Annotated in this window: 26 protein-coding genes and 1 pseudogene; 22 read left to right on the plus strand and 5 right to left on the minus strand. The window is 51.9% G+C overall.

Annotated elements, in window-relative coordinates; all coding sequences use genetic code 11:
* The first annotated feature begins 30 nt into the window (after positions 1-30).
* From BLR00_RS05865 to BLR00_RS05880, 4 genes are all read left to right on the plus strand, one after another.
* Positions 31-456, plus strand: coding sequence for a universal stress protein (locus tag BLR00_RS05865; protein WP_074631469.1), 426 nt, complete (start codon positions 31-33; stop codon positions 454-456).
* A 176-nt stretch (positions 457-632) separates the two neighbouring features.
* A complete protein-coding gene (locus tag BLR00_RS05870) occupies positions 633-839 on the plus strand; it encodes a hypothetical protein (RefSeq protein ID WP_107797639.1) in 207 nt (68 codons plus the stop codon).
* Between the two features lie 128 nt (positions 840-967).
* Positions 968-1,396 (plus strand): hypothetical protein, encoded by a 429-nt coding sequence (locus BLR00_RS05875; RefSeq protein ID WP_074631473.1) that lies wholly within the window; start codon positions 968-970, stop codon positions 1,394-1,396.
* A gap of 298 nt (positions 1,397-1,694) precedes the next feature.
* The gene (locus BLR00_RS05880; protein ID WP_074631475.1) at positions 1,695-2,228 is read left to right on the plus strand and encodes a gamma-glutamylcyclotransferase; all 534 of its coding nucleotides are present in this window, start codon (positions 1,695-1,697) and stop codon (positions 2,226-2,228) included.
* 129 nt (positions 2,229-2,357) lie between these two features.
* Here the strand turns inward: BLR00_RS05880 and rsgA are convergent, their stop codons facing one another.
* The 3 genes from rsgA to BLR00_RS05895 form a co-directional block, all read right to left on the minus strand.
* Complete coding sequence (gene rsgA / locus BLR00_RS05885) at positions 2,358-3,155, minus strand: ribosome small subunit-dependent GTPase A (RefSeq protein ID WP_256324060.1); 798 nt, start codon at positions 3,153-3,155, stop codon at positions 2,358-2,360.
* A gap of 110 nt (positions 3,156-3,265) precedes the next feature.
* Entirely contained in the window at positions 3,266-3,607 is a 342-nt protein-coding gene (locus BLR00_RS05890) for a 4a-hydroxytetrahydrobiopterin dehydratase (protein ID WP_074631479.1), read from the minus strand.
* A gap of 279 nt (positions 3,608-3,886) precedes the next feature.
* A complete protein-coding gene (locus BLR00_RS05895; protein WP_074631481.1) occupies positions 3,887-5,143 on the minus strand; it encodes a M48 family metallopeptidase in 1,257 nt (418 codons plus the stop codon).
* 95 nt (positions 5,144-5,238) lie between these two features.
* Here BLR00_RS05895 and orn point away from each other — a divergent pair, with 95 nt between their 5' ends.
* From orn to BLR00_RS05990, 18 genes and pseudogenes are all read left to right on the plus strand, one after another.
* Entirely contained in the window at positions 5,239-5,784 is a 546-nt protein-coding gene (gene orn, locus BLR00_RS05900) for an oligoribonuclease (RefSeq protein ID WP_074631483.1), read from the plus strand.
* Positions 5,785-5,994: 210 nt separating this feature from the next.
* On the plus strand, positions 5,995-8,550 hold the full coding sequence (gene glgP, locus BLR00_RS05905) for an alpha-glucan family phosphorylase (protein ID WP_074631485.1): 2,556 nt from the start codon (positions 5,995-5,997) through the stop codon (positions 8,548-8,550).
* A gap of 354 nt (positions 8,551-8,904) precedes the next feature.
* Positions 8,905-9,129 (plus strand): annotated as a pseudogene (locus BLR00_RS05910) (IS3 family transposase); the annotation flags it as partial.
* A gap of 714 nt (positions 9,130-9,843) precedes the next feature.
* Positions 9,844-10,086, plus strand: coding sequence for a type II toxin-antitoxin system Phd/YefM family antitoxin (locus BLR00_RS05920; protein WP_074631491.1), 243 nt, complete (start codon positions 9,844-9,846; stop codon positions 10,084-10,086).
* Positions 10,083-10,496, plus strand: a complete 414-nt coding sequence (locus BLR00_RS05925) for a type II toxin-antitoxin system VapC family toxin (RefSeq protein WP_074631493.1) — start codon at positions 10,083-10,085, stop codon at positions 10,494-10,496. Before BLR00_RS05920 ends, BLR00_RS05925 begins: the two co-directional genes overlap by 4 nt.
* Before the next feature lie 203 nt (positions 10,497-10,699).
* Complete coding sequence (gene glpK / locus BLR00_RS05930) at positions 10,700-12,238, plus strand: glycerol kinase GlpK (RefSeq protein ID WP_074631495.1); 1,539 nt, start codon at positions 10,700-10,702, stop codon at positions 12,236-12,238.
* Between the two features lie 35 nt (positions 12,239-12,273).
* Entirely contained in the window at positions 12,274-12,819 is a 546-nt protein-coding gene (locus tag BLR00_RS05935; RefSeq protein ID WP_143007625.1) for a hypothetical protein, read from the plus strand.
* A 235-nt stretch (positions 12,820-13,054) separates the two neighbouring features.
* Entirely contained in the window at positions 13,055-14,287 is a 1,233-nt protein-coding gene (sucC, locus tag BLR00_RS05940; protein ID WP_074631497.1) for an ADP-forming succinate--CoA ligase subunit beta, read from the plus strand.
* Between the two features lie 2 nt (positions 14,288-14,289).
* On the plus strand, positions 14,290-15,174 hold the full coding sequence (sucD, locus tag BLR00_RS05945; RefSeq protein WP_074631499.1) for a succinate--CoA ligase subunit alpha: 885 nt from the start codon (positions 14,290-14,292) through the stop codon (positions 15,172-15,174).
* A gap of 25 nt (positions 15,175-15,199) precedes the next feature.
* Positions 15,200-16,123 carry a CobD/CbiB family protein gene (locus BLR00_RS05950; protein WP_074631501.1) on the plus strand — a complete coding sequence of 308 codons (924 nt, stop codon included), beginning with the start codon at positions 15,200-15,202 and terminating at the stop codon, positions 16,121-16,123.
* Positions 16,124-16,321: 198 nt separating this feature from the next.
* Positions 16,322-17,857: a helicase HerA-like C-terminal domain-containing protein gene (locus tag BLR00_RS05955; RefSeq protein ID WP_074631503.1), complete on the plus strand. Its 1,536-nt coding sequence runs from the start codon at positions 16,322-16,324 to the stop codon at positions 17,855-17,857.
* Positions 17,858-17,966: 109 nt separating this feature from the next.
* Positions 17,967-18,242: a hypothetical protein gene (locus tag BLR00_RS05960; protein WP_074631505.1), complete on the plus strand. Its 276-nt coding sequence runs from the start codon at positions 17,967-17,969 to the stop codon at positions 18,240-18,242.
* A gap of 70 nt (positions 18,243-18,312) precedes the next feature.
* Positions 18,313-19,464: a D-alanyl-D-alanine carboxypeptidase family protein gene (locus BLR00_RS05965; RefSeq protein WP_074631507.1), complete on the plus strand. Its 1,152-nt coding sequence runs from the start codon at positions 18,313-18,315 to the stop codon at positions 19,462-19,464.
* Between the two features lie 42 nt (positions 19,465-19,506).
* On the plus strand, positions 19,507-20,379 hold the full coding sequence (locus tag BLR00_RS05970; protein ID WP_074631510.1) for a D-amino acid aminotransferase: 873 nt from the start codon (positions 19,507-19,509) through the stop codon (positions 20,377-20,379).
* Between the two features lie 12 nt (positions 20,380-20,391).
* Positions 20,392-20,760, plus strand: a complete 369-nt coding sequence (locus tag BLR00_RS05975) for a YbeD family protein (protein ID WP_074631513.1) — start codon at positions 20,392-20,394, stop codon at positions 20,758-20,760.
* 61 nt (positions 20,761-20,821) lie between these two features.
* A complete protein-coding gene (gene lipB, locus BLR00_RS05980; protein WP_074631515.1) occupies positions 20,822-21,472 on the plus strand; it encodes a lipoyl(octanoyl) transferase LipB in 651 nt (216 codons plus the stop codon).
* A 108-nt stretch (positions 21,473-21,580) separates the two neighbouring features.
* On the plus strand, positions 21,581-22,525 hold the full coding sequence (gene lipA / locus BLR00_RS05985) for a lipoyl synthase (RefSeq protein ID WP_074631517.1): 945 nt from the start codon (positions 21,581-21,583) through the stop codon (positions 22,523-22,525).
* A 59-nt stretch (positions 22,526-22,584) separates the two neighbouring features.
* Positions 22,585-23,265 carry a DUF4197 domain-containing protein gene (locus tag BLR00_RS05990; protein WP_074631520.1) on the plus strand — a complete coding sequence of 227 codons (681 nt, stop codon included), beginning with the start codon at positions 22,585-22,587 and terminating at the stop codon, positions 23,263-23,265.
* A gap of 13 nt (positions 23,266-23,278) precedes the next feature.
* Here BLR00_RS05990 and BLR00_RS05995 read toward each other — a convergent pair whose 3' ends face one another.
* The gene (locus tag BLR00_RS05995) at positions 23,279-23,932 is read right to left on the minus strand and encodes an ABC-type transport auxiliary lipoprotein family protein (RefSeq protein ID WP_074631522.1); all 654 of its coding nucleotides are present in this window, start codon (positions 23,930-23,932) and stop codon (positions 23,279-23,281) included.
* Complete coding sequence (locus tag BLR00_RS06000; RefSeq protein ID WP_074631525.1) at positions 23,929-24,852, minus strand: MlaD family protein; 924 nt, start codon at positions 24,850-24,852, stop codon at positions 23,929-23,931. Before BLR00_RS06000 ends, BLR00_RS05995 begins: the two co-directional genes overlap by 4 nt.
* Positions 24,853-24,861 lie beyond the last annotated feature (9 nt).

A 24,861-nucleotide genomic window follows, 5' to 3' on the forward strand; every position in this document is an offset into this window, starting at 1 on the left:
ACTTTGTCATAGTTAATAATAGGAGTCAGTATGTACAAAAAGGTTATGGTAGCTATTGGCGATGATGAAACGTCCCAAGTTGCTTTGCAGGAGGCCCTGCATATTGCTGTCACAGATGGTGCCAAACTATGCATCGTTCATGCCATGGCGGAATCCTCCAATGGTGACACCCATGGCAACACCGGCCAGCAAAGCGGTGTGGGCCTGCTGGAGAGGGCCAAGTCCAGCGCTGGTAATGCACTCGCAGTGGAAACGCGTCTATTGCCGGCGGAAGGTGAATATGGTGTGAATGGCGTTTCAGAAGCCATCGCCAATGCGGTCACAGAGTGGGGAGCCGATCTGCTTGTGGTAGGAACAAAGGGCCGGCGAGGCTTGGAGCGGCTTGTCATTGGTTCGGTGGCCGGACAGCTGGTAAATACCGTTGATATTTCAATTTTATTGGTTCGCCCCCACTAAAAAATTCAGGCGCCCAAAAAAATTTAATCAGAATGTGAAAAATATGTGGATAAAGTGTAAAAAACTTGTGAATATGTGAAAAATATGTATACTTTATGTTAAGTATTTGTGAAGTTAATTAGAGTTAAATGATTAGCGCGGTATTTCTTAAACAGCACTTTTTAGGAGCATTTTTCATGAAAACGACCTTTGCCTTAATTTTGACCGCGGTTCTTGTGCTGCTGTGGGCTTTTCCCGTTTTGACATCAAAGGATTTTGATATGGGCCGGTTTGCTATCGACTTTTGCCTGTTTATGGGGACTTACCTAATGCTCGTATGCCCCGAGCTTTTTAGTCCCCTAGCGCGCCGCACGAAGCAATTAACCAGTCGCGTTCCTGCATAACGGGAAGCATCATCTCGATTTGGCGGGCAGGCGAAAGCGGGTTTGAAATACAGGACTTTCAGATTAATTATGATCGGTAGCAAATCTGCCTCATCCACGCCCGCGGGTTTGCATTTTTTGGAAGTTACATGAGAAATGGTTTGGTTAAAGTACTGCTGCTCGCAGGTGTAATGTGTATTGGATTTCCGGTTTTAGCGCAGGACGCGGCAAGTAAGGGCACACCCAAGATAGATGTTTCGTGCATACAGAACGCTATTGACGAACGTGATAACTCGCTGGTGGCTATGGTTGATATCTGGTCGTCATCTGTCAAAAGTGCGCTTGAAACACGGCGTGACTTAGAAAGAAGCAGTTGGGATATTCCCGGCTATAAAGAACGACGGTTAGCTCAAAGAAAGGCGTGGAGCGATTATGGCAAAGTTCTTCGTTATGCAAATAACCAAAAAAAGAAAGAGCGGGTCAGCGCATGGAAAAAATTTGAACATAATCGCAAAGAATGTGAGGGCGCCTACTCTCCCGAAATGAACACGGGGAGCACTTATGACGCAAATCTCTAGAATCAGAAAGTAGTTGCACCAGCCGTAAAAGATGAATGAATTGCTCGAAGTAGAACACGGTGTTTTTCAGTTAAAAGTAGGAAAAAATGTTAGGAAAGTATGCCGAATAATCAGTCCCATTACATAAGATGAACGATGTAAACGGATAATTCTTATCCTAATTGTTAAGTGTTAGACGATTTATTTTATTTTTGCATCTTGGCATTTTTAAATTTTTTTAACCTTTTATATATATAAAATCATGTTAAAAACCTCTACATCAACCAGCACATTTCTTTATTTTGCATATGGCGCAAATATGTTATCCCGGAGACTTCATGCATCGGATAGAGCGCCGTCCGCTGTAGCAATAGATATTGGTTTCGTCCAGGGACGAAGATTCTCGTTTGACAAGGTGAGCCGCGATGGGTCCGGCAAATGCGATCTCGAAGCAACGGGCAATCTGAAAGATCGGGCTTATGGCGTTCTTTTCAAGATAAATGTAAAAGAAAAGCCGAGTCTTGACAAGGCAGAGGGCCTCGGAACCGGATATAGCGAAGCGAATATCCAGATCGTTACCGCGACCGGTGTCTATACCGCGTTAACGTACGTAGCGAGCTACGAGGAAGCTTCTCTCCTGCCATACCAGTGGTATAAAGCGTCCGTTATAGCGGGGGCCGTCGAGCATGGTTTGCCGGCTGAGTATGTTGAATGGCTGCGAACATTTGAAGCGCAACCCGATGCAAATGCTAAGCGCAGCACTGAGAGGGAATCATTGATATTCGGTGATTTGCCGTTGCATCGCTTCCAGCTTGACATGGGTAGGCGTCAGGTAGCCGTTAACGAAGCGTAGCAGGCAGCATGACTTAAACACCAAAAATCAGCGACGGCGTTCTACATCATTTGAGCTTAGGGTCATAAGCTCAACGGCTATTCGACTATAGCAAAAAAATATGTATCCGCCGCCTTTCAGGGTATAGATTTAAGCTCGCGACATGGCACCAGGTAATATAGCCAGCTTGCGATAAAAATCAAGGCGCCGCCCGCTGATTTTCCCCTCTCGCGCCGCTTCTCCCAGCGCGCAGCCAGGTTCATCGGCGTGGCGGCAATTATTGAATTTACATTGTCCAAGGTAGGAACGAAATTCGATAAATTCCCAAGCCAAATCTTTCCCATCAATATGATGCAAACCAAATTCCTGCATTCCTGGGGAATCAATAATGCGGGTATCTTCATCAAGGTGAAAAAGCCGGGCATGGGTAGTCGTATGGCGCCCGCTATCAAGTGCGATGGAAATACCGGCGGTGGCGCGTTCTGCATCCGGAATCAGCGTGTTGATGAGGGTGGACTTGCCCATGCCGGATTGACCTACCAGAACGCTAAGCTGGCCTTTGAGGTAGGGCAGAAGAGGCGCAACGCTGGTCTTGGCGCTAATTTGCAACAGGGGGTAACCAAGCTCCCGGTAAAGCGAAAGTGAGGCAGCGGCAGTGCGCGTAGGTTCGATGAGATCAGCCTTGTTGAGTACAATCAGCCCCCTGATACGTTGATTCTCGGCGGCCGCGAGACAACGGTTGATAAGTTCTTCGCTAAAGCTCGGCACGGCTGCCACCACGATGACCATCTGCGTGACATTGGCGGCGATGATCTTTTCACGGTAAACGTCGCTCCGATACAGTAAGGCGCTGCGGGGCAGAATCGTTTCTATGACACCCTGTCCTGCCGTAGTGAGCTTGATTTCCACCTGGTCACCACACGCTGCCCCCCCTTTTTTTCCGCGCATCACGCAGGAAAGCGGAGTATGGCTCGCGGTTTTAACAAGAAAATGCCTCCCGAATGCGGCAACTATCTGTCCCGAAATTGATGATGAAGTAGAGACGCGGCGAGTTGAGCTCAAATCTTGAACAGCGTGTCTATTTTTGCGGCACAAATGAAATCATTCTCGGACAATCCATTGATGGCGTGTGTGGTGTATTCCACGTGGCACTTATTGTAACCGACCAAAATGTCCGGATGGTGGTCTTCGCGATGCGAGATCCATGCAATTGCGTTGACAAAAGCCATTGTCTGATAATAATTATTAAAATTGTAGGTCTTCGCAATAAGCTTATCGGAAAACTCCCACCCATCAAGCTGATCCTTCAATATGGCGACTTCCGCGGGTGAAAGCGGCGGCATCCCGCCTTCACAGGGCTTGCATTGTTTAGTGGCCAGATCATTGACAATAGTATCCATTAGCGCTCCTGCTGGTTAGTGATTAATCAAGCCGATATCCGGGTATAAGAAAGAGCAACCTAAAAAAGGAAGAACCCCCCCCAAAAAGCTTTAAATTTGCGACCATTGATCGCGAGTGCCCGTTTACGCCGTTTTATCGCGACGCTTTGCTGATGCTGATGCTGAAAATATCTCTCAAAATATCAACAATAGGGCAGTATATTTAGTCACGCTTCCGATTGATCAGTATCGTTATCGGGGGTTTTGAATTTTCAAGGCTGCGTAAATATCAGGTGAGCATCAATTATGCGCCAGGTTTTGTAGTCGCGCTATTCTCATTGCTGCCGGCGGATGCGTATCATAAAACGCCGAATGCAAGGGATCGGGAGTAAGCGTTGCGGCATTGTCCTGGTAGAGTTTGACCAGCGCTCGTATGAGATCGTTGGCAGACGCATTGTGCGCCGCATACTCGTCCGCTTCGAACTCGTGTTTGCGTGAGTATAGGCTTGCCATCGGCTGGAATAGGAAGGTAAATGCGGGCATGATCAAAAAAAACAAAAGTAGCGCCATTGCGGTTGAAGGGATAGCGGAAACGGAGACGCCCAATCCCCGGTAAAACCAGTCCTGTTGCATCAAATAACCCAGTACCCACAAGAATATCAGACTCATGGCAAACGTCCACAGGATGCGTTTAATAACATGACGACGCTTGAAATGTCCCAATTCATGGGCCAATACTGCTTCAATCTCGGATCCATCCAGACGAGAGAGCAGGGTATCAAAGAAAACGATCCGTTTGGTTTTACCGAAGCCGGTAAAGTATGCATTGCCGTGATTGCTTCGACGCGAGCCATCCATCACGAAAAGCCCGCTGGACTTGAAGCCGCATTTCTGCATTAACCGTTCAATACGCACCTTCAGTGGAGCATCTTCCAGTGGCGTGAATTTATTGAACAGGGGGGCGATCCAGGTGGGGTAAATGGCCAGAACCGCCAGGTTGAAGCCCATCCATGCGAGCCAGACATATACCCACCAGTTTGCGCCCATTTTTTCCATTAACCATAGAACGGAAAATAGCAGGGGTATGCCCAACAGCATTCCCAGCACAGTCCGGCTGGCGAGATCCTTCAGGAACATGCGGGGCGTCATTTTGTTGAAGCCGAATTGTTGTTCGATAACAAAGGTCCGATAATAGCTGATGGGAATTCCGGCCAGACTCATCAGCAACATGGCGCTGATGATGAGCGCCATGCCATGAGCCAACGGATCGTTCAACCAGCCTGACCAGAATGCGGTCAGGACGTTCAGCCCGCCTCCCAAGGTAAATATCAGCAAAAGTATTGTTTCCAGCAATATGCTGACGTAACCCAGGCGAGTTTTCGCACAGGTGTAGTCCGCTGCCTTCTGGTGCGCTTCAAGATTGATGCGTGAAGAAAAATTCGCCGGCACGCTATCACGATGGGCGAGGACATGATGAATATGCCGCGTTGCCAGCCACATCCGCGTACAGAACGTGAGCAGCAGAGTAACGAGAAATACGGCTGTAAAGGTTTGCATGTATATATTAGCCGATGATGCGCCTGACGAAAGATGACGAGGCTCCATCGATATGACACAATTACAGATTGAAAATTCAGGAGGTTGGTTCAATTATGGCACAAGATAGCAATAACCTCATCTGGATAGATATGGAAATGAGCGGGTTGAGCCCGGAAAATGACCGCATCATCGAAGTCGCTCTGGTAGTCACTGATTCTCAATTGAATGTGCTGGCTGAAGCGCCGGTACTGGTGGTATCGCAACCGGAAGCGGTGCTGGATGGAATGGATAGCTGGAATAAATCCACCCATGCCAAATCCGGTCTGATAGACAAGGTCAAGGCATCCAGGCTGAATGAGGCCGAGGTGGAAACACGCATGACCACCTTTTTGCAAGAACACGTTTCACCCGGGGTCTCTCCCATGTGTGGTAACTCGATCTGCCAGGACCGGCGTTTCCTGGCCCGCTGGATGCCGCAGCTGGAAGCCTATTTCCATTATCGTAATCTCGACGTGAGCACCCTGAAGGAATTGGTAAAACGCTGGAAGCCGGAGATCGCGGCGGGGCTGACCAAACAGTGCAAGCATGAAGCGCTGGCGGATATTTACGATTCCATTACCGAGATGAAATATTATCGCGAACATTTTATTAAAACATAGAATAATCCTAAATCCGGTAGTTGATCGTCCCGTTTTTGCAGCACATGGCTGCGTTGCAACTTCTCGGAATGGAACGGCTATTCCGTGTCATTGCGCCTTGCCCTGCACTCCAGAAACAGCATACTTCACCCCGTCCAGCTATCGGATTTAGGATAAACGGGATCTCTGGATCGAGATAACCTTTTTCCAACTCTTTCAAGGAAATCACGCATGTCTTCCGGCACCGTTTTCACTATTGCTGTCAATCCAAAAATCCCCCTTCGTCTGGCGCGCCTTGAGGAGCTTGCCAATGACCTCTGGTACAGCTGGGATCGCTCCACGCGCTCGCTGTTTTCGCGCCTGCATCCCGGACTCTGGGGAGCAGTGGGGCATAATCCGAAGGCTTTTCTCAAGCGTGTGGACGAATCGATACTGCTGAAAGCGGCAGAAGATCCGGTGTTCATGGCTAATTACAACAGCATAATATCTGCCTATGATTCCTATCAGTCGGGGCCGGCACACCCTGATAGCGGCGGAGGTTTTCAGCCAAATGATCAAGTAGCCTATTTTTGTTTCGAATTTGGATTCCACGAGAGTTTTCCAATTTATTCCGGAGGTCTTGGCATTCTGGCCGGCGACCATTGCAAGGCAGCGAGTGATTTGCGCTTGCCATTGATCGGTGTCGGGTTACTCTATCGTCAAGGATATTTTTTCCAGACTATCGATAATCATGGGAACCAGCAGGTCACCTATACCGACTCGGATTTCGAGGATCTGCCGGTAGTACCCGTATTGCATGAGAACGGTTCAGAAGTACGCATCGAGGTGGAATTGCCGCACCGCAAGGTGGTGGTGAAGGTCTGGCGGGCTAAAATCGGTCACGTTACGCTCTATTTGCTTGATACTGATCTGCCGGAAAACTCAATGGGCGATCGTGATATCACTCATCAACTCTATGGCGGCGACAGGATCATGCGCATCGAGCAGGAAATAATACTCGGCGTTGGTGGTGCCCGTGCACTGCGAGATATCGGAATAACACCGACGGTATGGCATATCAACGAGGGGCATGCGGCATTCATGATGCTGGAGCGCATGCGTAATCTGGTGCAGCATGGTCTGGATTTCGCCAGTGCGCTGGAGGCGGTTGCGGCAAATACCGTATTTACCACTCATACCGCAGTCCCGGCGGGACATGATTATTTTGGCGATGATATGATATCGGCATATTTTGAGGGATTCTGCCAAGACCTGAAGATCACTCGCGAGGAACTTATTTCATTGGGCCGTGTACCAGGCAGCAACGACTTCAACATGACAGCCCTCGCCATTCACGGTTCGCGCTTCCACAATGGCGTAAGCAAGATACATGGCAACGTATCTGCGCGTATCTGCAAAGATTTATGGGCTCAGATCGAGCCGGAAGAGAATCCGATGGCGTACATCACGAACGGTGTTCATGTGCCAACTTTTCTGGCGCAGGAATGGTCTGATTTATTCGATCGCTATCTCGGCTATGAGTGGCGCACCAATATAACCGATCCTGAATATTGGTCGCGTATAGAGACTATCCCTGATCATTTGTTCTGGAGCGTGCGGCAAACGTTGAAATCGCAAATGCTCTACGGCATACGCGCCCGTCTTGCCGTACAGAATTCGCGCAATCATGGCTCTGAAGCGCATCTTGATCGCTTGCTCAGATTCACTGATCCCATTAATCCAAATATTCTGACACTCGGCTTTGCCCGCCGCTTCGCTACTTATAAACGCGCCGCGCTGTTGTTCGAAGATCTTGACTGGCTGCGGAGAATTGTGATTCATCAAGAACGGCCAGTGTTGATGATTTTTGCGGGTAAAGCACATCCTGCCGATGTACCGGGGCAGGATTTGATCCGGCGCGTCAGCCAGATTGCACAGCGTCCCGAATTCGAGGGGCAGCTTCTGCTGGTCGAGGGCTATGATCTCCGCCTTGCCCGCCGGCTGGTGGCGGGAGTGGATGTGTGGCTTAACAGCCCCGTATATCCTCTGGAAGCCAGCGGTACCTCGGGAATGAAAGCGGGTATAAACGGGACGATTAACCTGAGTGTCCTCGACGGCTGGTGGGGAGAAGGCTATAACGGCAAGAATGGCTGGGCTATCAAGCCGGGGCCGGAGAATATGGCTCCATCGTTACGCGACAAGGAAGAGAGCAGGGATTTCTACGAAACGCTACAAGATCACGTAGTGCCGCTTTATTACAGCCGCGATAAATTCGGTTACTCGCCGGAGTGGGTAAAAATGGCCAAAAACTCGATGATGTCGTTGCTGCCGCGATACAACGCTGCACGCATGGTGGGTGAGTACGCCAAAAATTTTTATGTGCCGGCCAGCAGGCAGGGCGCGCTTTACGCCGATAAAGATTTCAGCGGCGCAAAAAAAATCGCCGCCTGGAAGGCTTTTGTGAGAAAGGCGTGGCGTGGCGTATCGATACGCCGCCTGGACACACCAGGCAAGCGTATTAGTTTTGGCGAGGCGTTGTACTTCGATGTCGCGGTGAGACTGAACGGCTTGCAGCCTGAGGATGTGGTGGTGGAACTGCTGATTTGCCGTCAGTTCAAAAAGAGCAAGCTATGCGATTTCAAACACTTCAAGTTTGAGTTTTCCGGTATTGAAGAATCGGGTGAGCATCAGTTTACGTTGAATCTTACCCCGGATTTATGCGGAAAACTGGAATATTACATTCGTGTTTATCCTTCTCATCCATTGCTGACGCACCCCTTCGAAATGGGCATGATGGTTTGGCTATAAAATTGGGAGAAGTAGGTTAGCCGCCCTGGCGCGGCGAAGAGAATCGCAAACTGGGGTCGGCGACGCTCCGGCAGTGTGGGAAATATCCCGGTTGGAGCGACCGCATTCGTGATGTAGCCGGAGTGTTTCTGTAATCTTGCGCATGGCTAACCAGTTGTTGGCCCGTGGCTCTCCGGAGAAATCTCCGAGGTTGTCACGGTTATCCCGCGTACCGCGACATCTTAATTTTACCGTCCAGTTTGCCGTGGAATGCGTGTCCAGTTTGAGCCGGAATTCGCACGAGCCTGCGCCTGGGTTGCTGCTCCATTCGGATCGCGGCAGTTAATATGCCAGTCTGGAATAGCAGGCATCAGGAGCGTCAATGCCGTGATGGAACGCTTCTTTCCGAATTTGAAAATGGAGCATGTATGGCAACGTGATTATGCCAATCATGGCGAAGGCCAACTCGATATTACCGGATATATCGTTGGTTTTTATAGTTGCGTCCGATTGCACTCAAAACTGGGCTATCCAACGCCCGCTGCTTACGAACGAGAAATGGCAGCAATACCACCTATCCTGGTGTCTGAAATTACTTGACCACTACAGTCTGTTATTCAATAGGAGCCAAAAAGGTGAGAATAATTGTAGTTCTGTTGCTCGTGGGGCTATATGGATGTTCGACGACTCCATCCTCTTACTACGGAGAATATACCCGTGGAGGAGAAAAGGTAGGTTACATGACGGCGCTAAACGAATGTCGAGTTGTGGCAAAGAATAAGGCCGATAAGGATAATTACGCAGACGCCTGGACTGCCGTTTGGTTGAGTTATGTTGATGATTATGTATTGGCCTGCATGCATGAAAGGGGATTCGAGCTGGTCAATGGAAAATCACCTTCCAAGACTTCCCCGTCTTGGGGGGATTAGCAAACGACCATGCTCGGTTTGTCACGCATAACCCGCTTGCACCGGCAAAAATTCGATCCCGGCTTGCTCCAATCTACGCTGGGAAAGCTTCGGCGCAACCCATGTATGCAGGTTATCAGGGGCTATACGTGGTCTTTGAGGCGTCCAGATGCGGCGGTAGGGGCTATTCACCCCACTCACTGCGAACGCAGTAAAGTGGCCAGTAAATGCGCGAACTACGTTTATTTGGATAACTGACTGTTTGTAATTGAAATGATAGGAATATCAAAGTGAGGATCAACAGAGATAAATATCATTTTCTGGTTCCTACTTCGTTATTTTAGGGCGGGTTTAAATTTGGGTATATACTAAAAGCTAGACTTAATCTAGATTATAGAGGCATATTATGCGTGAGATTGGAGCGTTCGAAGCAAAAAATAAGCTGGGCACTCTGCTTGATTGGGTCGAGGGGGGTGAAGAAGTTCTTATCACCCGACATGGTAAAGCTGTGGCACGATTGGTTCCGGCTGAGCCTGGCTTTAATCGCGCGAGAGCACGCCAAGCTGCGCGTGGTCTGCTTGAGGCGAGTCAAGGGGTAACTTTGAATGGCCTCAACATCAAGGATCTCGTTAATGAAGGACGTCCATGAGTCTGGTCCTCGATAGTTCGGTGGCTTTGACCTGGTGTTTCGAGGATGAACGTACTCTCGCGACTCTTGCACTACTAGATCAAATTACTGAAACCGGGGCCACCGCGCCGGCGCTTTGGCCGTTGGAAGTTCTTAATGCTCTAACCATGGCTGAGCGACGAGGCCGGTTAGATGGCACGCAGCGTCATCAGCTTGCGGGGTTCTTGCGCGATTTGCCTGTTAGTCTCGATCAAGAAACCGCTGATCAGGCTTGGACGATAACGATGCGGCTAGCCGAACGTTACCGGCTTACCCTATATGATGCAGCCTACTTGGAATTGGCTCAGCGTCTTGAGCTACCGTTGGCTACGCTCGATCAGGAACTTCGGGTCGCTGGAAATGCGCTCGGCATCACTCTGCTTGGAAGCTGACGCATGAATGTAATTGGCGGTTATCAGCGGTGAAATGCCAGAAACTGACTTTCGCCGCCTCTTCGAGCGGGCACGCTTCAGGATAGGATCCACCGCTGCATATCGCGCCCGTGCGAGCATTTGCCTGCCGGGCAGGATCGGCAAGTTAACCCGACAGAACCTATTCGTCACCGTAATCTGAATCTGGTCAGAGTCTTAATAGCATGCGCTACATCCTCGCCCTCGATGCCGGTACGACCAGTGTGCGCGCCATTATCTTCGATCACGATGGTCAGATCCGTGCCATTGCGCAAAAGGAAATACGCCAGATTTTTCCCCAGCCCAGCTGGGTCGAACACGACCCGCAGGAGATTTGGCTCACTCAAATAGCGGTAGCCATGGAAGCGCTGGATCGCGCGCATATTGGGCCGCGCGACGTCGTTGGCGCCGGTATTGCCAATCAGCGCGAGACCAGCATCGTGTGGGATCGGGAAACCGGCAACCCTGTGTACAACGCTATCGTCTGGCAGGACCGCCGCACTGCCGGAATGTGCGATGAGTTGCGCGCTGCGGGCCATGATGGAACGATTCAGAAACTCACCGGATTGATCCTCGACCCGTACTTTTCCGCAACAAAGATCGCCTGGATTCTCGATAATGTCCCCGATGCGCGCACTCAAGCGGAGGCGGGTAAGCTCATCTGCGGCACGGTGGAAACGTGGCTCATCTGGAAACTGACTAGCGGTAAGGTGCACGTCACCGACGTGAGCAACGCATCGCGAACGATGCTGTTCAACCTCCACACCGGCGCGTGGGATAAGGATCTGCTCAAGCTTTTCCGCATCCCGGAGAGCATGCTGCCCGAGGTGCGCTCCTCGAGCGAAGTGTATGGCGCAATCAATGCTGTGCCCGGCCTTGCACATATCGTGGTAGCGGGCGCGGCAGGTGACCAGCAGGCGGCTCTTTTCGGGCAGCTATGCGTACAGCCCGGGCTGGCGAAGAACACCTACGGTACCGGTTGTTTCCTGTTACAGAATATCGGTGCCAAGCCGGTCGCGTCCAAGCAGCGCCTGCTTACCACGGCAGCGTGGAAAATCGGTGAAAAACAGGAGTTTGCGCTGGAAGGTGGTGTCTTCATCGGTGGCGCGATTGTGCAATGGCTGCGCGACGGGCTGCAACTCGTGCGTTCCGCGCAGGAGGCGGACATGCTGGCGGCATCGGTACCGGATAGCGGTGGCGTAGTTCTTGTCCCGGCCTTCACCGGACTTGGCGCCCCTCATTGGGACCCCTACGCGCGCGGGTTGATAATCGGCCTCACGCGTGACACCCGTGCCGCGCATATCGCGCGCGCCGCACTTGAAGGTGTTGCTTTCCAGGTCGCGGATCTGATCGATGCGATGCACGCGGACACCGGTAAGCCCTTTACGGAGCTGCGCGTCGACGGTGGCGCGTCGCGCAGTGAACCGATGATGCAATTCCAGGCTGACCTGCTTGGTGTACCCGTGGTGCGCCCTGCAGTGGTTGAGACGACTGCGCTGGGCGCCGCTTATTTCGCGGGACTCGCGGTCGGCTTTTGGCAAAACACTGCCTCGATCGCCGCGCATTGGCAGGTCAAGAGAGTTTTCGAACCCAGGATGCCGCGCGCCCGCGCGACCGAACTCCGCGGATGCTGGAACGAGGCGCTGGGCCGCGCGAAAAATTGGGAGCCGAAAGAAAAGACCCTGCATCCAAAAAAGCGCAAAAATAACCGTTATGAGAAATAGGGCCAAATAAAATTATTGCTTTAGAATCCCTATTTTTGAACTATCTGCTTGACGGGGAAGGCTCGGCCTGTCCAGTTAAATTTATGCGCACCCTTTTAACCATTCAAGCGTTACTATTTTTCCCGTTATCAATGTTACCCGCCATCCTCTTTGCTCAACAGGTAACGACATGCATAAACCCCGCGGGCCATGCCTATTTTGCGCACATGGGCGTGTTGTCTAAGGAAGACAGTGACTGGAAGATGGATACTGTACCGAAAGGCGCTTTTACCCTGCGGAAGTTTGGAAAGGATGATTTCGATATTATTTTCATTGATTCCACCGCGCGGAATCATTCGACAACTCAGGATGGCGCAAAGGTGTTTCCGCTTCGCCGTAACGAAACAGAGGCAGCCTTTCTGATTCATTATCATGACTCCGGAGAGTCTCAAATCTATTCGTTTTTTAAAGAAAACAGCGGGGCAGCCAGGTTTTCTATTCTTGTCAGCAAAGGTGGCCCGTCAATATATAAAAGCAGCGTGATGGTAGGTGATTGCACGCCTATTGACTTTAAACTCATGAATGAAGGCGATAGCCAGTAAGCCAACGAGCCTGTTGTTATTCCGCACGCGGTGTGTCCGAGCTGGGCGCGTGTGCTATAAGTGTTAACAGGCCCTAGTGACCATGGGTGGATAAACTCGAATATCACGCCAGTTGTCCCACTTTCAGTGCCATCCGTTCAAGAACCCATACGGTTAACTGGGAAACCATTTCTTCTGTCGGTAACGCTGTAAAGTTATTACGCTATACTTCATTTTCCGAATCGCCGGAGGGACCATGAAAATCCACGAATATCAGGCTAAAAAGATTTTGCGTGAGTTCGGCATCGCCACACCCGAAGGGATTGCCTGTTTCAGCGTAGAGGAGGCGATGGATGCCGCCAGAAAGCTGGGTGGCGATGTGTGGGCGGTCAAGGCGCAAATCCATGCCGGTGGGCGCGGCAAGGGGGGTGGCGTGAAAGTGGCAAAGTCACTCGATGAAGTGAAGCAATTTGCCGGGAAAATACTGGGAATGACGCTTGTTACGCATCAGACCGGCCCTCAGGGTCAGGTTGTGCGACGGCTTTTTATCGAGCGGGGCGCCGAGATCAGAAACGAGCTTTACGTCGGCCTGGTGGTGGATCGGGGCAGCCGGCGCGTTTGTCTGATGGCGAGTTCGGAAGGTGGCATGGATATCGAGGAAGTCGCCACCAGGACGCCTGAAAAAATTCACAAGGTGTTTATCGACCCCATGACTGGGCTCAGTGCGTATGACACTGACGACATCGTACGCAAGATCGGTTTTCCGGAATCCGCCGCTGCGGAAGCGCGCACCCTTTTGCAGGGTTTATACCAGGCATTTGACAGCACCGATGCGTCCCTGGTCGAAATCAATCCGCTGATACTCACCGCTGATAATCATGTCGTTGCGCTCGATGCAAAAATGAATTTTGACGACAACGCACTGTTTCGTCATCCTGAGATTGCCGCCTTGCGTGATCTTGACGAGGAAGACCCGGCGGAGATCGAGGCGTCTAAATATGATCTCTCCTATATTTCGCTGGATGGCAATATCGGCTGCCTGGTGAATGGCGCGGGCCTGGCGATGGCAACCATGGATATCATCAAGCTCTATGGCGGAAGCCCTGCCAACTTTCTCGATGTGGGCGGGGGCGCGACCGCCGAGAAGGTGACAGAGGCGTTCAAGTTGATGCTGCGTAACCCGCAATTGAAGGCCATACTGGTCAATATATTTGGCGGCATCATGAAATGTGATGTGATCGCCGAGGGTGTGGTTGCCGCGGCGCGGGAAGTGAAGCTGAATGTTCCGCTGGTGGTGCGCCTTGAAGGCACTAATGCGGATCTGGGCAAAAGGATTCTCGCCGAATCCGGCCTGCCGATCATTTCGGCGGGTAATATGGCGGATGCTGCGGAGAAGGCCGTGAGAGCGGCCGGTTTGGTATCAGAGGTGACGACCCAATTGACCGAGGCATCAACCAGGGTATCGGCACCGGCGGAAGGGGGCGTATAGTTATGGCGATCCTGATTAACCGGAACACCCGGGTAATGACGCAGGGCATTACCGGCAAGACCGGGCAATTTCATACCCGCATGTGCCGCGACTACGCCAATGGAAAGAATTGTTTTGTTGCCGGGGTAAATCCGAAGAAGGCGGGTGAGGATTTCGAAGGTATCCCGGTTTATGCCACCGTGAGAGAAGCGAAGCAGGCGACCGGGGCGACGGTCTCGGTGATCTATGTGCCACCGCCATTTGCCGCTGCCGCGATTGACGAGGCAGTGGATGCAGAACTGGATCTGGTTGTCTGTATTACCGAGGGTATCCCGGTTCGCGACATGTTGCGCACCTGCCACAACATGCGGGAGCGAAAAACCCGGCTGATCGGCCCTAATTGTCCCGGTATTATCACGCCCGACGAAATCAAGATTGGTATCATGCCTGGCCATATTCACAAGAAGGGACGTATCGGCGTGGTGTCGCGCTCCGGCACCCTGACATATGAAGCAGTGGCGCAATTGATGGAGCAGGGACTGGGACAATCCACTTGTATCGGCATTGGCGGCGACCCCGTGAATGGATTGAAGCATCTGGATGTCATGAAGCTATTCAACGACGATGATGAAACGGATGCGGTTTTAATGGTAGGTGAAATCGGCGGTTCCGATGAGGAGGATTGCGCCCGTTGGGTCAGGGACAATATGAAGAAGCCAGTGGTGGGTTTCATCGCGGGCGTAACCGCGCCACCGGGCAGGCGCATGGGACACGCGGGAGCAGTTATCTCCGGCGGCAGGGGCACGGCGCAGGAAAAGCTTGCCGTAATGGAAGCGTGCGGGATCAGAACGACACGCAATCCGGCGGAAATGGGCAAGCTGCTGAAATCGGTGCTGAAATCGGGTTGACAAAGACAATCATGGCCCTTTCGCAATGACCTTATCTTCGCTAATTTTTGCTCTTCTGCTGGAGCAATGGCGTCCCAGCGGAGATCGAAACCGCATCGTCTTGCTGTTTCTCTCCTATGCTGACGCGCTGGAACGCTACTTCAATACCGGGGCGCGCCGTCATGGCGTTGCCGCCTGGATCGTCGCAGTGGTTCCGGTACTGATACTCACGGGATGGATCTATTATCTCTTGTATAACCTCAGCCCGCTGCTGGCGTGGGCATGGAATGTGGTAATACTTTATCTCACCATCGGATTTCGTCAATTTGGTGATTTATTCACTGAGATCAAGGATGCGCTCAGGAATGGGGATCTACTTCTGGCCCGCAGGTTGTTGAGGGGATGGTGCGGCGTACCGGTGGATGAACTCGGCAGCCAGGAAATTGCGCGGAACACGATCGAATTGGGGCTGATTCATGCGCATCGCTATGTATTCGCTATCATTGTCTGCTTTGTTGTTCTGCCAGGGCCACTGGGTCCGGTGCTCTATCGTCTCGCGGAATTATTGAGTGAGCGTTGGGGCAGCCGGGCGGAGCAAGCACCGGACGCGTTTGGCCATTTCGCGACCAAGGCGTTCGAGGTTATAGACTGGATACCGGCAAGGTCAACCGCCGTGAGTTTCGCCATTGCCGGCAATTTTGAGGATGCGGTTTATTGCTGGCGCGCACAAGCTGCTTCGTGGATTGACCAAGCCGAGGGCATTATTCTCGCCAGTGGGGCCGGCGCGCTTGGAGTTCGCCTGGGAGATTCGTTGCGGGAGCACGCCGGGCAGTACCACCGCCCGGAATTAGGCGTGGGCGAAGAAGCTGACATGGATTTTCTGCAAAGTACCGTCGGCTTGATCTGGCGCACGCTGGTGCTGTGGCTTCTGCTGCTCTTACTGCTGGAGATTGCGAGTTGGGCCGGATAAGGAAAAAGTAAAATATCGGATCTGAATCCGGCAGTTGATCGCTTATTTTTCCCTCATTTCTCAGCTCGGTGCTATGATCAACAAGGACTTTTTGCATCACGTAGCCTCTTTATGGTGAATTCGCTAAGTCAGGCCAAATCAGGCATGCTGATGCAATCGTGAAGCTTCATTAAACCACCTACGATCTACGGGGTATTTATGCCAGAACCACTACTGATCGCAACTTCCGGTCATCCAATCGCGTTGCTGCCTGGTTTCGCCAATCGACATGGACTTATCACCGGCGCGACCGGTACCGGCAAGACCGTTACGCTACAGGTATTGGCTGAACAATTCTCCTCCATCGGTGTGCCGGTATTCATGGCTGATGTCAAGGGCGACCTGTCGGGGCTCGCCGCACCGGGCAAGAGTTCCCCAAAAATGGAGGAGCGGCTGGCGCAACTCAAACTCGACGAACCGCGGTGGACGGCGTGTCCAGCCACGTTCTGGGATATATATGGCAAATCCGGACATCCGGTACGCGCAACAATATCCGATATGGGACCGCTGCTGCTCGGGCGGCTATTCAATCTGAACGATACACAGCAGGGTGTGCTGACGCTTGTATTCAAAATCGCGGACGATAACGGCCTCTTGCTGCTTGACATGAAAGATCTTCGTGCGATGTTGCAGTTTATCGGTGAGAACGCGAAAAATTTTACCGTTGAATATGGCAATATCTCTGCTGCCTCGATCGGTGCGATTCAGCGCTCGCTGCTTGAGATCGACCAACAGGGAGGCGGTCAGTTTTTTGGTGAATCGATGCTCGACATCAACGATTTGATGCAAACTGACAGCCAGGGTCGCGGAATGATCAATATTCTCGCCGCCGATAAGCTCATGAATTCGCCTAAATTGTACTCGACGTTCTTACTGTGGATATTGTCCGAACTATTCGAGCACCTGCCGGAAATTGGCGATCCTGAGAAGCCTAAACTGGTATTCTTCTTTGATGAAGCCCATCTGTTATTCAACGAAGCACCCCGCCCACTGCTGGAGAAAATCGAGCAGGTAGTGCGATTGATACGCTCCAAAGGGGTCGGGGTGTATTTTGTGACACAGAATCCGCTTGATGTACCCGAGAGTGTTTTGGGTCAGCTTGGCAATCGTGTACAACATGCTTTGCGCGCGTTTACGCCGCGCGACCAGAAAGCAGTCAGGTCGGCGGCGCAAACCATGCGCGCCAATCCTGATTTCGACACCGAGAAGGCCATTACGGAACTCTCGGTTGGCGAGGCACTTGTGTCGTTATTGGACGAGAAGGGCCGCCCTTGTATGGTTGAGCGGGCATTCATTTATCCACCAGCCTCGCGAATAGGCCCGCTCACCGATGCGGAACGTGCGGCCATTATCAAATCGTCTATTATTTTTGGACATTATGAACAGATAGTGGATCGCGAATCGGCTTATGAAATAATCAAAAGCCGCACCGCAACCAGTCAAGATGAGGGTAAGGCAGCGCCACAGGCAAGCAGTAGAACACAGCCTCAACAGACTCAGCTTGAGCAGGGCGGCGGCATAATGGACATGCTGGGTGGTATGCTTGTCGGCAAAACCGGACCGCGGGGCGGTCAACACCCGGGGATTCTCGATGCGGCTGCCAAAAGCGCGGCGCGTTCAATCGGCTCGCAGGTTGGCCGCGAGATCTTCCGGGGCGTTTTGGGAGGCATCTTCGGAGGTGGACGCAGGCGCTGATAGTTTCAACCGGCGGTATTTGTTTCGCGGAATAACTTTGACTGATGGGCTGACCGTTGGTTTACCGTGGTGAGCCGCAGGCGAATTCCAGGAAACGGGGGAGATAGTGATGCGTTTAATTACGGCGATCTTTTTGGTTATGATCATTACGGGCTGTGCAACGACAGGGCAGGGTCAGCGTCCTTCAGGACCTCCGCCGCCAAGCACACGACCCGCCTATAATCTTACAGGCTACTCACCCGCCTTCAAGGATGGCTATATTGATGGCTGCGAAACCGCCAAGAAAACTTCCTACGGATTCAAGGACGAACGCCGCTTCTCCACCGATACCCAGTATCGAATGGGTTGGAATGACGGATTGAGCGTGTGCCGCGGCAAACAGTAACGCAGATAGCTGTTGCAGCCGGTACGTGTTCCACGTGGCTGGGATATAATAACGTTTTTTGCAGTTTGCCATGAAACGCTTATTCTCGTTATTGCTGTGCTTTGTAATGCTCCCAGTGCTCCCGGTAGCCGCCCAGCAAACCAAGTATGATGTGGTGCCGCAACCTCCTTTATCGGTAGCCGCCAAATCCTACATTCTCACCGATTTTCAGAGCGGGCAGACTTTAGCCAGCCTGAATGTGCGTGAGCGCGTGGAACCCGCATCGCTCACCAAATTGATGACGGCGCACGTTGTCTTTTCAGCCCTGCAACAGAAGCGTATCACGTTGACGCAAGCCGTAACGGTGTCCGACCGTGCCTGGCGCGCGCAAGGTTCGCGCATGTTCATTGAACCCAACAGGCCGGTAACGGTTGACGAATTAATGCGCGGCATGATCGTGCAGTCAGGTAATGACGCCTGCATAGCACTGGCGGAAGCTATCGCCGGTTCAGAGAGCGCTTTCGTACAGCTGATGAATAAGGAGGCGGTACGTTTGGGCATGAAGAACACACGCTTTGCCAATTCCACCGGGCTGCCGCATCCTGATCACTACACTACCGCTGAAGATCTTGCTTTGCTGGCGGCGGCCATGATCCGTAATTTTCCGGAATACTACCCGCTTTATTCGTTGCGGGAGTATACATACAACAAGATCACGCAGCCCAATCGTAATCGTCTGCTGTGGCTAGATCCCAATGTGGACGGTATCAAGACGGGCCATACTGACGCCGCCGGCTATTGCCTGATTACTTCCGCAAAACGCGGCGATCGGCGGTTGATTTCCGTGGTGATGGGAACCGCCTCCGATAATACGCGTACCATGGAAAGTCAGCGCCTGTTGAATCACGGTTTCCAGTTCTACGATACCGTGCATCTGTATCACAAAGAACGCGAGGTGACTACCATTCCGCTATGGAAGGGTTCGCAGAACAAGCTGAAGACCGGGTTTGGCTATGACGTTTATTTTTCGCTCCCCAAGGGCCAGGCCGATAAACTGAAAGCCAGGATGGAATACAAGCAGCCTTTGATTGCTCCCATCAGTGCGGGACAAAAAGTGGGGGTGGTAAAATTCACGCTCAATGACAGGCCTATGGCAGAACATCCTTTGGTAGCATTGGAGACTGTGAGTGCGGCAAATTTTTTTGGCCGTGCCTGGGATAGTATGCAGTTGTTATTTAATTAGACCGTATGCGCTCCCTTACCGATTTTATATACAAGGATCGTCATGATTTATCTCAACGGTGATTTTATGCCTATCGAGGAAGCCCGTATTCCCGTGCTGGACAGGGGCTTCATTTTTGGTGACGGTGTGTACGAAGTGATCCCTGTATATTCCCGCAAGCCCTTTCGTCTGGCTGAGCACCTGCACCGCTTGCAGCACAGCCTCGATGGCATTCGCTTGTCAAATCCACATTCCAACAAGGAATGGAGTCATTTGCTGGAACGAATCATCGCTGGCAACGAGAGCGATGATCAGTCTCTATACTTGCACGTTACTCGTGGCGTAGCCAAGCGTGATCATGCTTTTCCGAAGGGTGTTATGCCTACGGTATTCATCATGAGTAACCCGCTGCTGGCGCCGCCGGCAGAGTGGCTCGCTACCGGCGTTGCCGCTATTACAGCCAGCGACAACCGATGGCTCCGCTGCGATATCAAGGCAATTTCCTTACTGCCCAATGTGTTATTGCGACAGATGGCAGTTGATGCAGGCGCGATAGAAACAGTGCTGTTGCGGGAGGGCTTTATGACTGAGGGCGCGGCGAGCAATATTTTTGTGATAAAAGATGGAATACTGTTGGCTCCGCCAAAAAATCATTTGATGCTGCCTGGCATTACTTATGACGTGGTACTTGAACTTGCGTCCGCCAATGAGATCCCGCACGAAGTGAGAGAGGTGTCCGAGTACGAGGTGCGTACTGCCCAGGAAATTCTGTTGACATCTTCGACCAAGGAGATCATGCCCATTACTCGTCTCGACGGAAAATCAGTGGGCGACGGTAGACCGGGAGCGATGTTCACCCTGCTGCACCAGCTCTATCAGAATTACAAGAGCACCGTAATGCGGGGTGGTACTTCAACATTCGAAGGAAACCATTAGTGTTCTCAGCCTATGGAGACTTCCGTGCAGCCCTCCTTAATCGAATACCCCTGTGATTTTCCCATCAAGATCATGGGGCGCGTGGATGGTTTACCGGCCAAGCCGGCCGTTTACCAGAAAAGCAATGCCATCCTGCCTTTTGCGGATGATTCCATTACCGCTATTCCGGTGGAGCATGGCGGGCAAGATTTTACCCGAGCGGTGCTGATGATTGTGAAGCGCCACGCCCCGGATTTCGATGAGGCAAGCCTGGAGGTCAAGTTCAGCAGAAAGAATACGTATCTGAGTCTAACCTGCACAGTCCGCGCCATTTCCCGTGAGCAACTGGATGCGTTATATCAAGAATTGTGCGCTCACCCCATGGTGGTCATGGCGCTTTGAGCATCCTGAGATTTGGACTCTGAGTAATTTTCCGGATATGCTTTTGGAGCATGGATATCTTATGCCTGGAATCAGGCCGGTGGAATTAAGCCAGGGATCGGAATTGAAGGTTCAAAGATACTCCGGCCTGGCGGACTATCTTTCCACCTGGCAGGCGATGAAAGACTTTACAGCATCTCGCACGGAGAATACGCCTGATGAGATCTGGCTGTTGCAGCATACGCCGGTTTACACCCAGGGCATTGCGGGCAAGCCGGAGCATCTGCTCCATAACAACGGTATTACCGTGATCCGGACAGATCGCGGCGGACAGATTACGTATCACGGTCCCGGTCAAATTGTCGCGTATCTGTTGCTCGACATGCGCCGCCTTAAACTCGGCGTACGCGAGCTGGTCAGAAGAATGGAGGGTGCCGTGGTAGACTTGCTGCGGGATTATCGTATCGGTGCCGAAGGCCGTGTGGATGCTCCAGGGGTATATGTAGACGGTGCAAAAATTGCGGCGTTGGGGTTGAAAATAAAGAACGGCTATTGCTACCATGGTCTGGCTCTCAATGTGGATATGGATTTGAGCCCGTTTGCCGCAATTAATCCTTGCGGCTATTCGGGATTGCAGGTAACGCAGACCAGAGATCTTGGGGTGGCAGCCGGACTGGAAACGCTGAGCGGAGAACTTGCCGGTAAATTGCAAATGAGACTTTTCGGGATTTGAAGAATGGAAAGTCCGATGCAGTACAAACGGAAAGTATCGGTACAGCATATATTGCAACACAAATAATCATTTAAATGTACCGTTATTGAGGAATGAGATTATTTTGCCATGACAATTGAAACTCGCCAGAAAGGTGCGGCTAAAACCGCACGGAATCCCATCAAAATTGCACCACAATTGCACAGTGAGTTGCTGCGTAAACCGTCATGGATCCGGGTACGCTCGTCCAATAGTCAGGAATTCCACGAAGTCAAAAGAATTTTGCGGGAACAAAAACTGCACACCGTGTGCGAAGAAGCCTCCTGCCCCAATATCGGCGAATGTTTTGGCAAAGGTACCGCCACCTTCATGATATTGGGCGATCTTTGCACACGCCGTTGTCCTTTCTGCGATGTGGCACATGGCAAGCCCTCGCCACCGGATGCCGAGGAACCCTTGCATTTGGCGCAATCCATTGCAGCCATGAAGCTGAAATACGTCGTCATAACCAGTGTGGACCGCGATGATCTGCGTGATGGCGGTGCGCAGCATTTCGTGGACTGCATACGTGAAGTCCGCACCCACTCGCCGCGGACAAAAATAGAAATTCTTGTGCCGGATTTCCGTGGACGGCTGGAAGTCGCGCTGGATAAATTATTCGCCTGCCCGCCTGACGTGTTGAATCATAATCTCGAAACAGTGCCGCGCCTCTATAAACAGTGCCGCCCCGGTGCTGATTACGCGCATTCGCTCAAATTGCTGAAAGACTTCAAGGCACGTTTCCCGGACATTCCCACAAAATCCGGGTTAATGCTGGGCTTGGGAGAGACTGACGAGGAAATTCTTGAAGTGATGCGCGATTTGCGTAAACATGATGTCGAGATGCTCACAATCGGCCAATACCTGCAACCCAGCATTGGACATTTACCTGTTTTGCGCTATGTGCCGCCGGAAGGATTCAAGGAATTCGAGCGTGCGGCGATCGAGATGGGTTATAGCAACGCTGCCTGTGGTCCGATGGTGCGCTCGAGTTACCATGCCGATCAGCAGGCGCATGAAGCGGGCGTAGCATAGCGATTCATTCAAGGATAGCGGTTCACTTAATCAGCCAAGCGTCCAACAGGAGTTGCACCATGCGCACCATTGCCGTCATTTTTGCCTGGTTTCTGGTTTCCATGCCTGCCTTCGCCACCGGAATTGAAGCGCTATCCGATGACGATGCGGCTGATGGCTTGAAGCAGGCGCTTACTCAAGGTGTCAATGTGGCGGTAGACAGATTAGGCGTCGCGAACGGATTTCTTGATAATCCCAAAGTCAAAATTTACTTACCCGGCACGCTACAAAAGTTGGAAGGGGTTATGCGAACTTTAGGTGCGAGCAAGCATGTTGATGGTTTGATCGTCACCATGAACCGCGTAGCAGAAGTGGCAGCGGCTGAAGCCAGGACGCTGATGGTGGATACAGTGGAAAAGTTGCCGGTGGAGAATGCCAAGAAAATTCTTGCCGAGGGTGACGATGCGGCCACCCAATATTTTCGCGACACCGCTTCAGAGGAACTCACTCAAGAATTCCTGCCTATTGTGAAAAACGCCACAAACCAAGTGGATTTGGCCAAGAAATATAATGATTTTGTCCGAAAAGGCGGAAAATTTGGCCTGATAGCGGAAAAATATGCAAACATTGAAGGCTACGTTACACAAAAAACGCTGGATGGGCTATATCTGATGATGGCGGAAGAGGAACGTCTCATTCGTAATGAACCGATGGGTCAGGATAACAAGGTTCTGCAGAGAGTATTTGGATCATTGAAATAAAAAATCGTCAAGGTCAAGGATTCTCCGGCAGTGCTTTCGTCTCCTCGGGTAATTTCTCGCCAAGCCAGTTAACCAGATTTTCGATCAGCTTATCGCTTGCTTCGGTCAGACCGCGCACCGCACCTGCGGCGTTGGGCGTGGGCGCTGCCTGTTCCGTGCCGAAGTTGCGCTGTGCCAGTAATGAACGAGTATTACGCTCGATGAGGCTGGCACGTAATCTGATTACAGCGCGGCTTTGATGGGGCGTATCGAATATCTGGGTGAATTCTTCCAGTTCAAGGCGCAACATGTAGTCCGTCCGCACGCCGTCACCGGCGCTTACCACTCCCTTATTACTGACACCGGCAATGTAACCCTTGACTCGCTGCGTGAGCAAAGTCGCGGGTGCCGCCGCCCAGCGACTGCTTGCATAGGTATATGATCGCGCGGGATCATGATATGCCAGCCGATATTGGATCGCAGGGTTATCCAGCCACGTGGGAGAGGTCGCCGCTACCAGCAGGCTCGCGAATAGCTGTGGCGGGCTGGATGATGTATCGGCGGAATCGGATGCAATGAATGGCCGCTCCAAGCCGAAGTCATATACCGCCGTGGGTGTCTGAGCTCGGGGAGTTGCGCATCCCGCAAGCAGCAGAACTGCAAGAACCGGAAATAAAAATTTTATCATTTGGAAATTCCCTGAGGGGATGCCTGGGGTGAGACAAAGCCATCCTCTCCCGGACCCGGCGGCGGTGGCGATCTGCCGAACAGTAAGCTTCGGGGTTGCTCTTCCAGTTGCAGCAGAACGCGATCCACGCTACGGGAATTACGTGCGATGCCTTCGGTAGCTTCACGCAGTTTATGCATGGTGTCGGTCAGTTCTCCTGCCGTATGAGACAGACTGTCGACAGGTCCTCCCTGCCGATTGATCTTTGCCGTGATTTGGTTAAGATCGATTATCAACTGATCGGTGTGCTTCAATACCGAACTTGCGTCGGCTGCCAGGCCAGGCAGGGACTTGAGTCCAGGTTCCAGTTGGCTGACAGCGCCGCGCAAACGGCCGGTTAAACCCTCGGTATTCTCCAGTATGTGCGAAAACCGGGTCTGGTTCTGATCGCTAAGCAGCAGATTCAGACGCTCCATCAATCCATTTGCATTACTGAGCAGGAGTTGCCCTGACTCGGCTATGCTATCCAGTGCGGAGGGACGAAAGGGAATCTGCGCGGGATTGTCGGAGTCGGTCTGCAATCGTTCAGCTTGTTTGCCGTCGTCATTCAATTGCACAAACGCAAGCCCCGTCAAGCCCTGATAGCCAAGCTGCGCGTATACATTTTTGGTTAGCTCCAGGTCTGGGTCCACAGCAATGCGAATTAGAATCAAATGCGGAGTTTTTGGATCCAGACGGATGCTCTCCACCTTGCCGATACTCACCCCGCGATAACGCACCACCGCCTGGGGGTTAAGTCCGTTAACGGGGAATTCCGATACCAGCAGATATTTGTCACGCGTGGCAGTCCCTCCGCTGAACCACATCGTAGCCACTGCGATGGCCGCACTCAGAAGAATTACGAATAAACCCGCCGTCAGGGCATGGGCACGGTTTTCCATAACAACTCC

Source organism: Nitrosospira multiformis, assembly GCF_900103165.1.
Taxonomy (GTDB): domain Bacteria; phylum Pseudomonadota; class Gammaproteobacteria; order Burkholderiales; family Nitrosomonadaceae; genus Nitrosospira; species Nitrosospira multiformis_D.

Bases quoted from the DNA above. Each gene is read 5' to 3' on its own strand.
- BLR00_RS05865 (WP_074631469.1), top strand. From the start codon at position 31: ATGTACAAAAAGGTTATGGTAGCTATTGGCGATGATGAAACGTCCCAA.
- BLR00_RS05870 (WP_107797639.1), top strand. From the start codon at position 633: ATGAAAACGACCTTTGCCTTAATTTTGACCGCGGTTCTTGTGCTGCTG.
- BLR00_RS05875 (WP_074631473.1), top strand. From the start codon at position 968: ATGAGAAATGGTTTGGTTAAAGTACTGCTGCTCGCAGGTGTAATGTGT.
- BLR00_RS05880 (WP_074631475.1), top strand. From the start codon at position 1,695: ATGTTATCCCGGAGACTTCATGCATCGGATAGAGCGCCGTCCGCTGTA.
- rsgA (WP_256324060.1), bottom strand. From the start codon at position 3,155: ATGCGCGGAAAAAAAGGGGGGGCAGCGTGTGGTGACCAGGTGGAAATC.
- BLR00_RS05890 (WP_074631479.1), bottom strand. From the start codon at position 3,607: ATGGATACTATTGTCAATGATCTGGCCACTAAACAATGCAAGCCCTGT.
- BLR00_RS05895 (WP_074631481.1), bottom strand. From the start codon at position 5,143: ATGCAAACCTTTACAGCCGTATTTCTCGTTACTCTGCTGCTCACGTTC.
- orn (WP_074631483.1), top strand. From the start codon at position 5,239: ATGGCACAAGATAGCAATAACCTCATCTGGATAGATATGGAAATGAGC.
- glgP (WP_074631485.1), top strand. From the start codon at position 5,995: ATGTCTTCCGGCACCGTTTTCACTATTGCTGTCAATCCAAAAATCCCC.
- BLR00_RS05920 (WP_074631491.1), top strand. From the start codon at position 9,844: ATGCGTGAGATTGGAGCGTTCGAAGCAAAAAATAAGCTGGGCACTCTG.
- BLR00_RS05925 (WP_074631493.1), top strand. From the start codon at position 10,083: ATGAGTCTGGTCCTCGATAGTTCGGTGGCTTTGACCTGGTGTTTCGAG.
- glpK (WP_074631495.1), top strand. From the start codon at position 10,700: ATGCGCTACATCCTCGCCCTCGATGCCGGTACGACCAGTGTGCGCGCC.
- sucC (WP_074631497.1), top strand. From the start codon at position 13,055: ATGAAAATCCACGAATATCAGGCTAAAAAGATTTTGCGTGAGTTCGGC.
- sucD (WP_074631499.1), top strand. From the start codon at position 14,290: ATGGCGATCCTGATTAACCGGAACACCCGGGTAATGACGCAGGGCATT.
- BLR00_RS05950 (WP_074631501.1), top strand. From the start codon at position 15,200: ATGACCTTATCTTCGCTAATTTTTGCTCTTCTGCTGGAGCAATGGCGT.
- BLR00_RS05955 (WP_074631503.1), top strand. From the start codon at position 16,322: ATGCCAGAACCACTACTGATCGCAACTTCCGGTCATCCAATCGCGTTG.
- BLR00_RS05960 (WP_074631505.1), top strand. From the start codon at position 17,967: ATGCGTTTAATTACGGCGATCTTTTTGGTTATGATCATTACGGGCTGT.
- BLR00_RS05965 (WP_074631507.1), top strand. From the start codon at position 18,313: ATGAAACGCTTATTCTCGTTATTGCTGTGCTTTGTAATGCTCCCAGTG.
- BLR00_RS05970 (WP_074631510.1), top strand. From the start codon at position 19,507: ATGATTTATCTCAACGGTGATTTTATGCCTATCGAGGAAGCCCGTATT.
- BLR00_RS05975 (WP_074631513.1), top strand. From the start codon at position 20,392: ATGGAGACTTCCGTGCAGCCCTCCTTAATCGAATACCCCTGTGATTTT.
- lipB (WP_074631515.1), top strand. From the start codon at position 20,822: ATGCCTGGAATCAGGCCGGTGGAATTAAGCCAGGGATCGGAATTGAAG.
- lipA (WP_074631517.1), top strand. From the start codon at position 21,581: ATGACAATTGAAACTCGCCAGAAAGGTGCGGCTAAAACCGCACGGAAT.
- BLR00_RS05990 (WP_074631520.1), top strand. From the start codon at position 22,585: ATGCGCACCATTGCCGTCATTTTTGCCTGGTTTCTGGTTTCCATGCCT.
- BLR00_RS05995 (WP_074631522.1), bottom strand. From the start codon at position 23,932: ATGATAAAATTTTTATTTCCGGTTCTTGCAGTTCTGCTGCTTGCGGGA.
- BLR00_RS06000 (WP_074631525.1), bottom strand. From the start codon at position 24,852: ATGGAAAACCGTGCCCATGCCCTGACGGCGGGTTTATTCGTAATTCTT.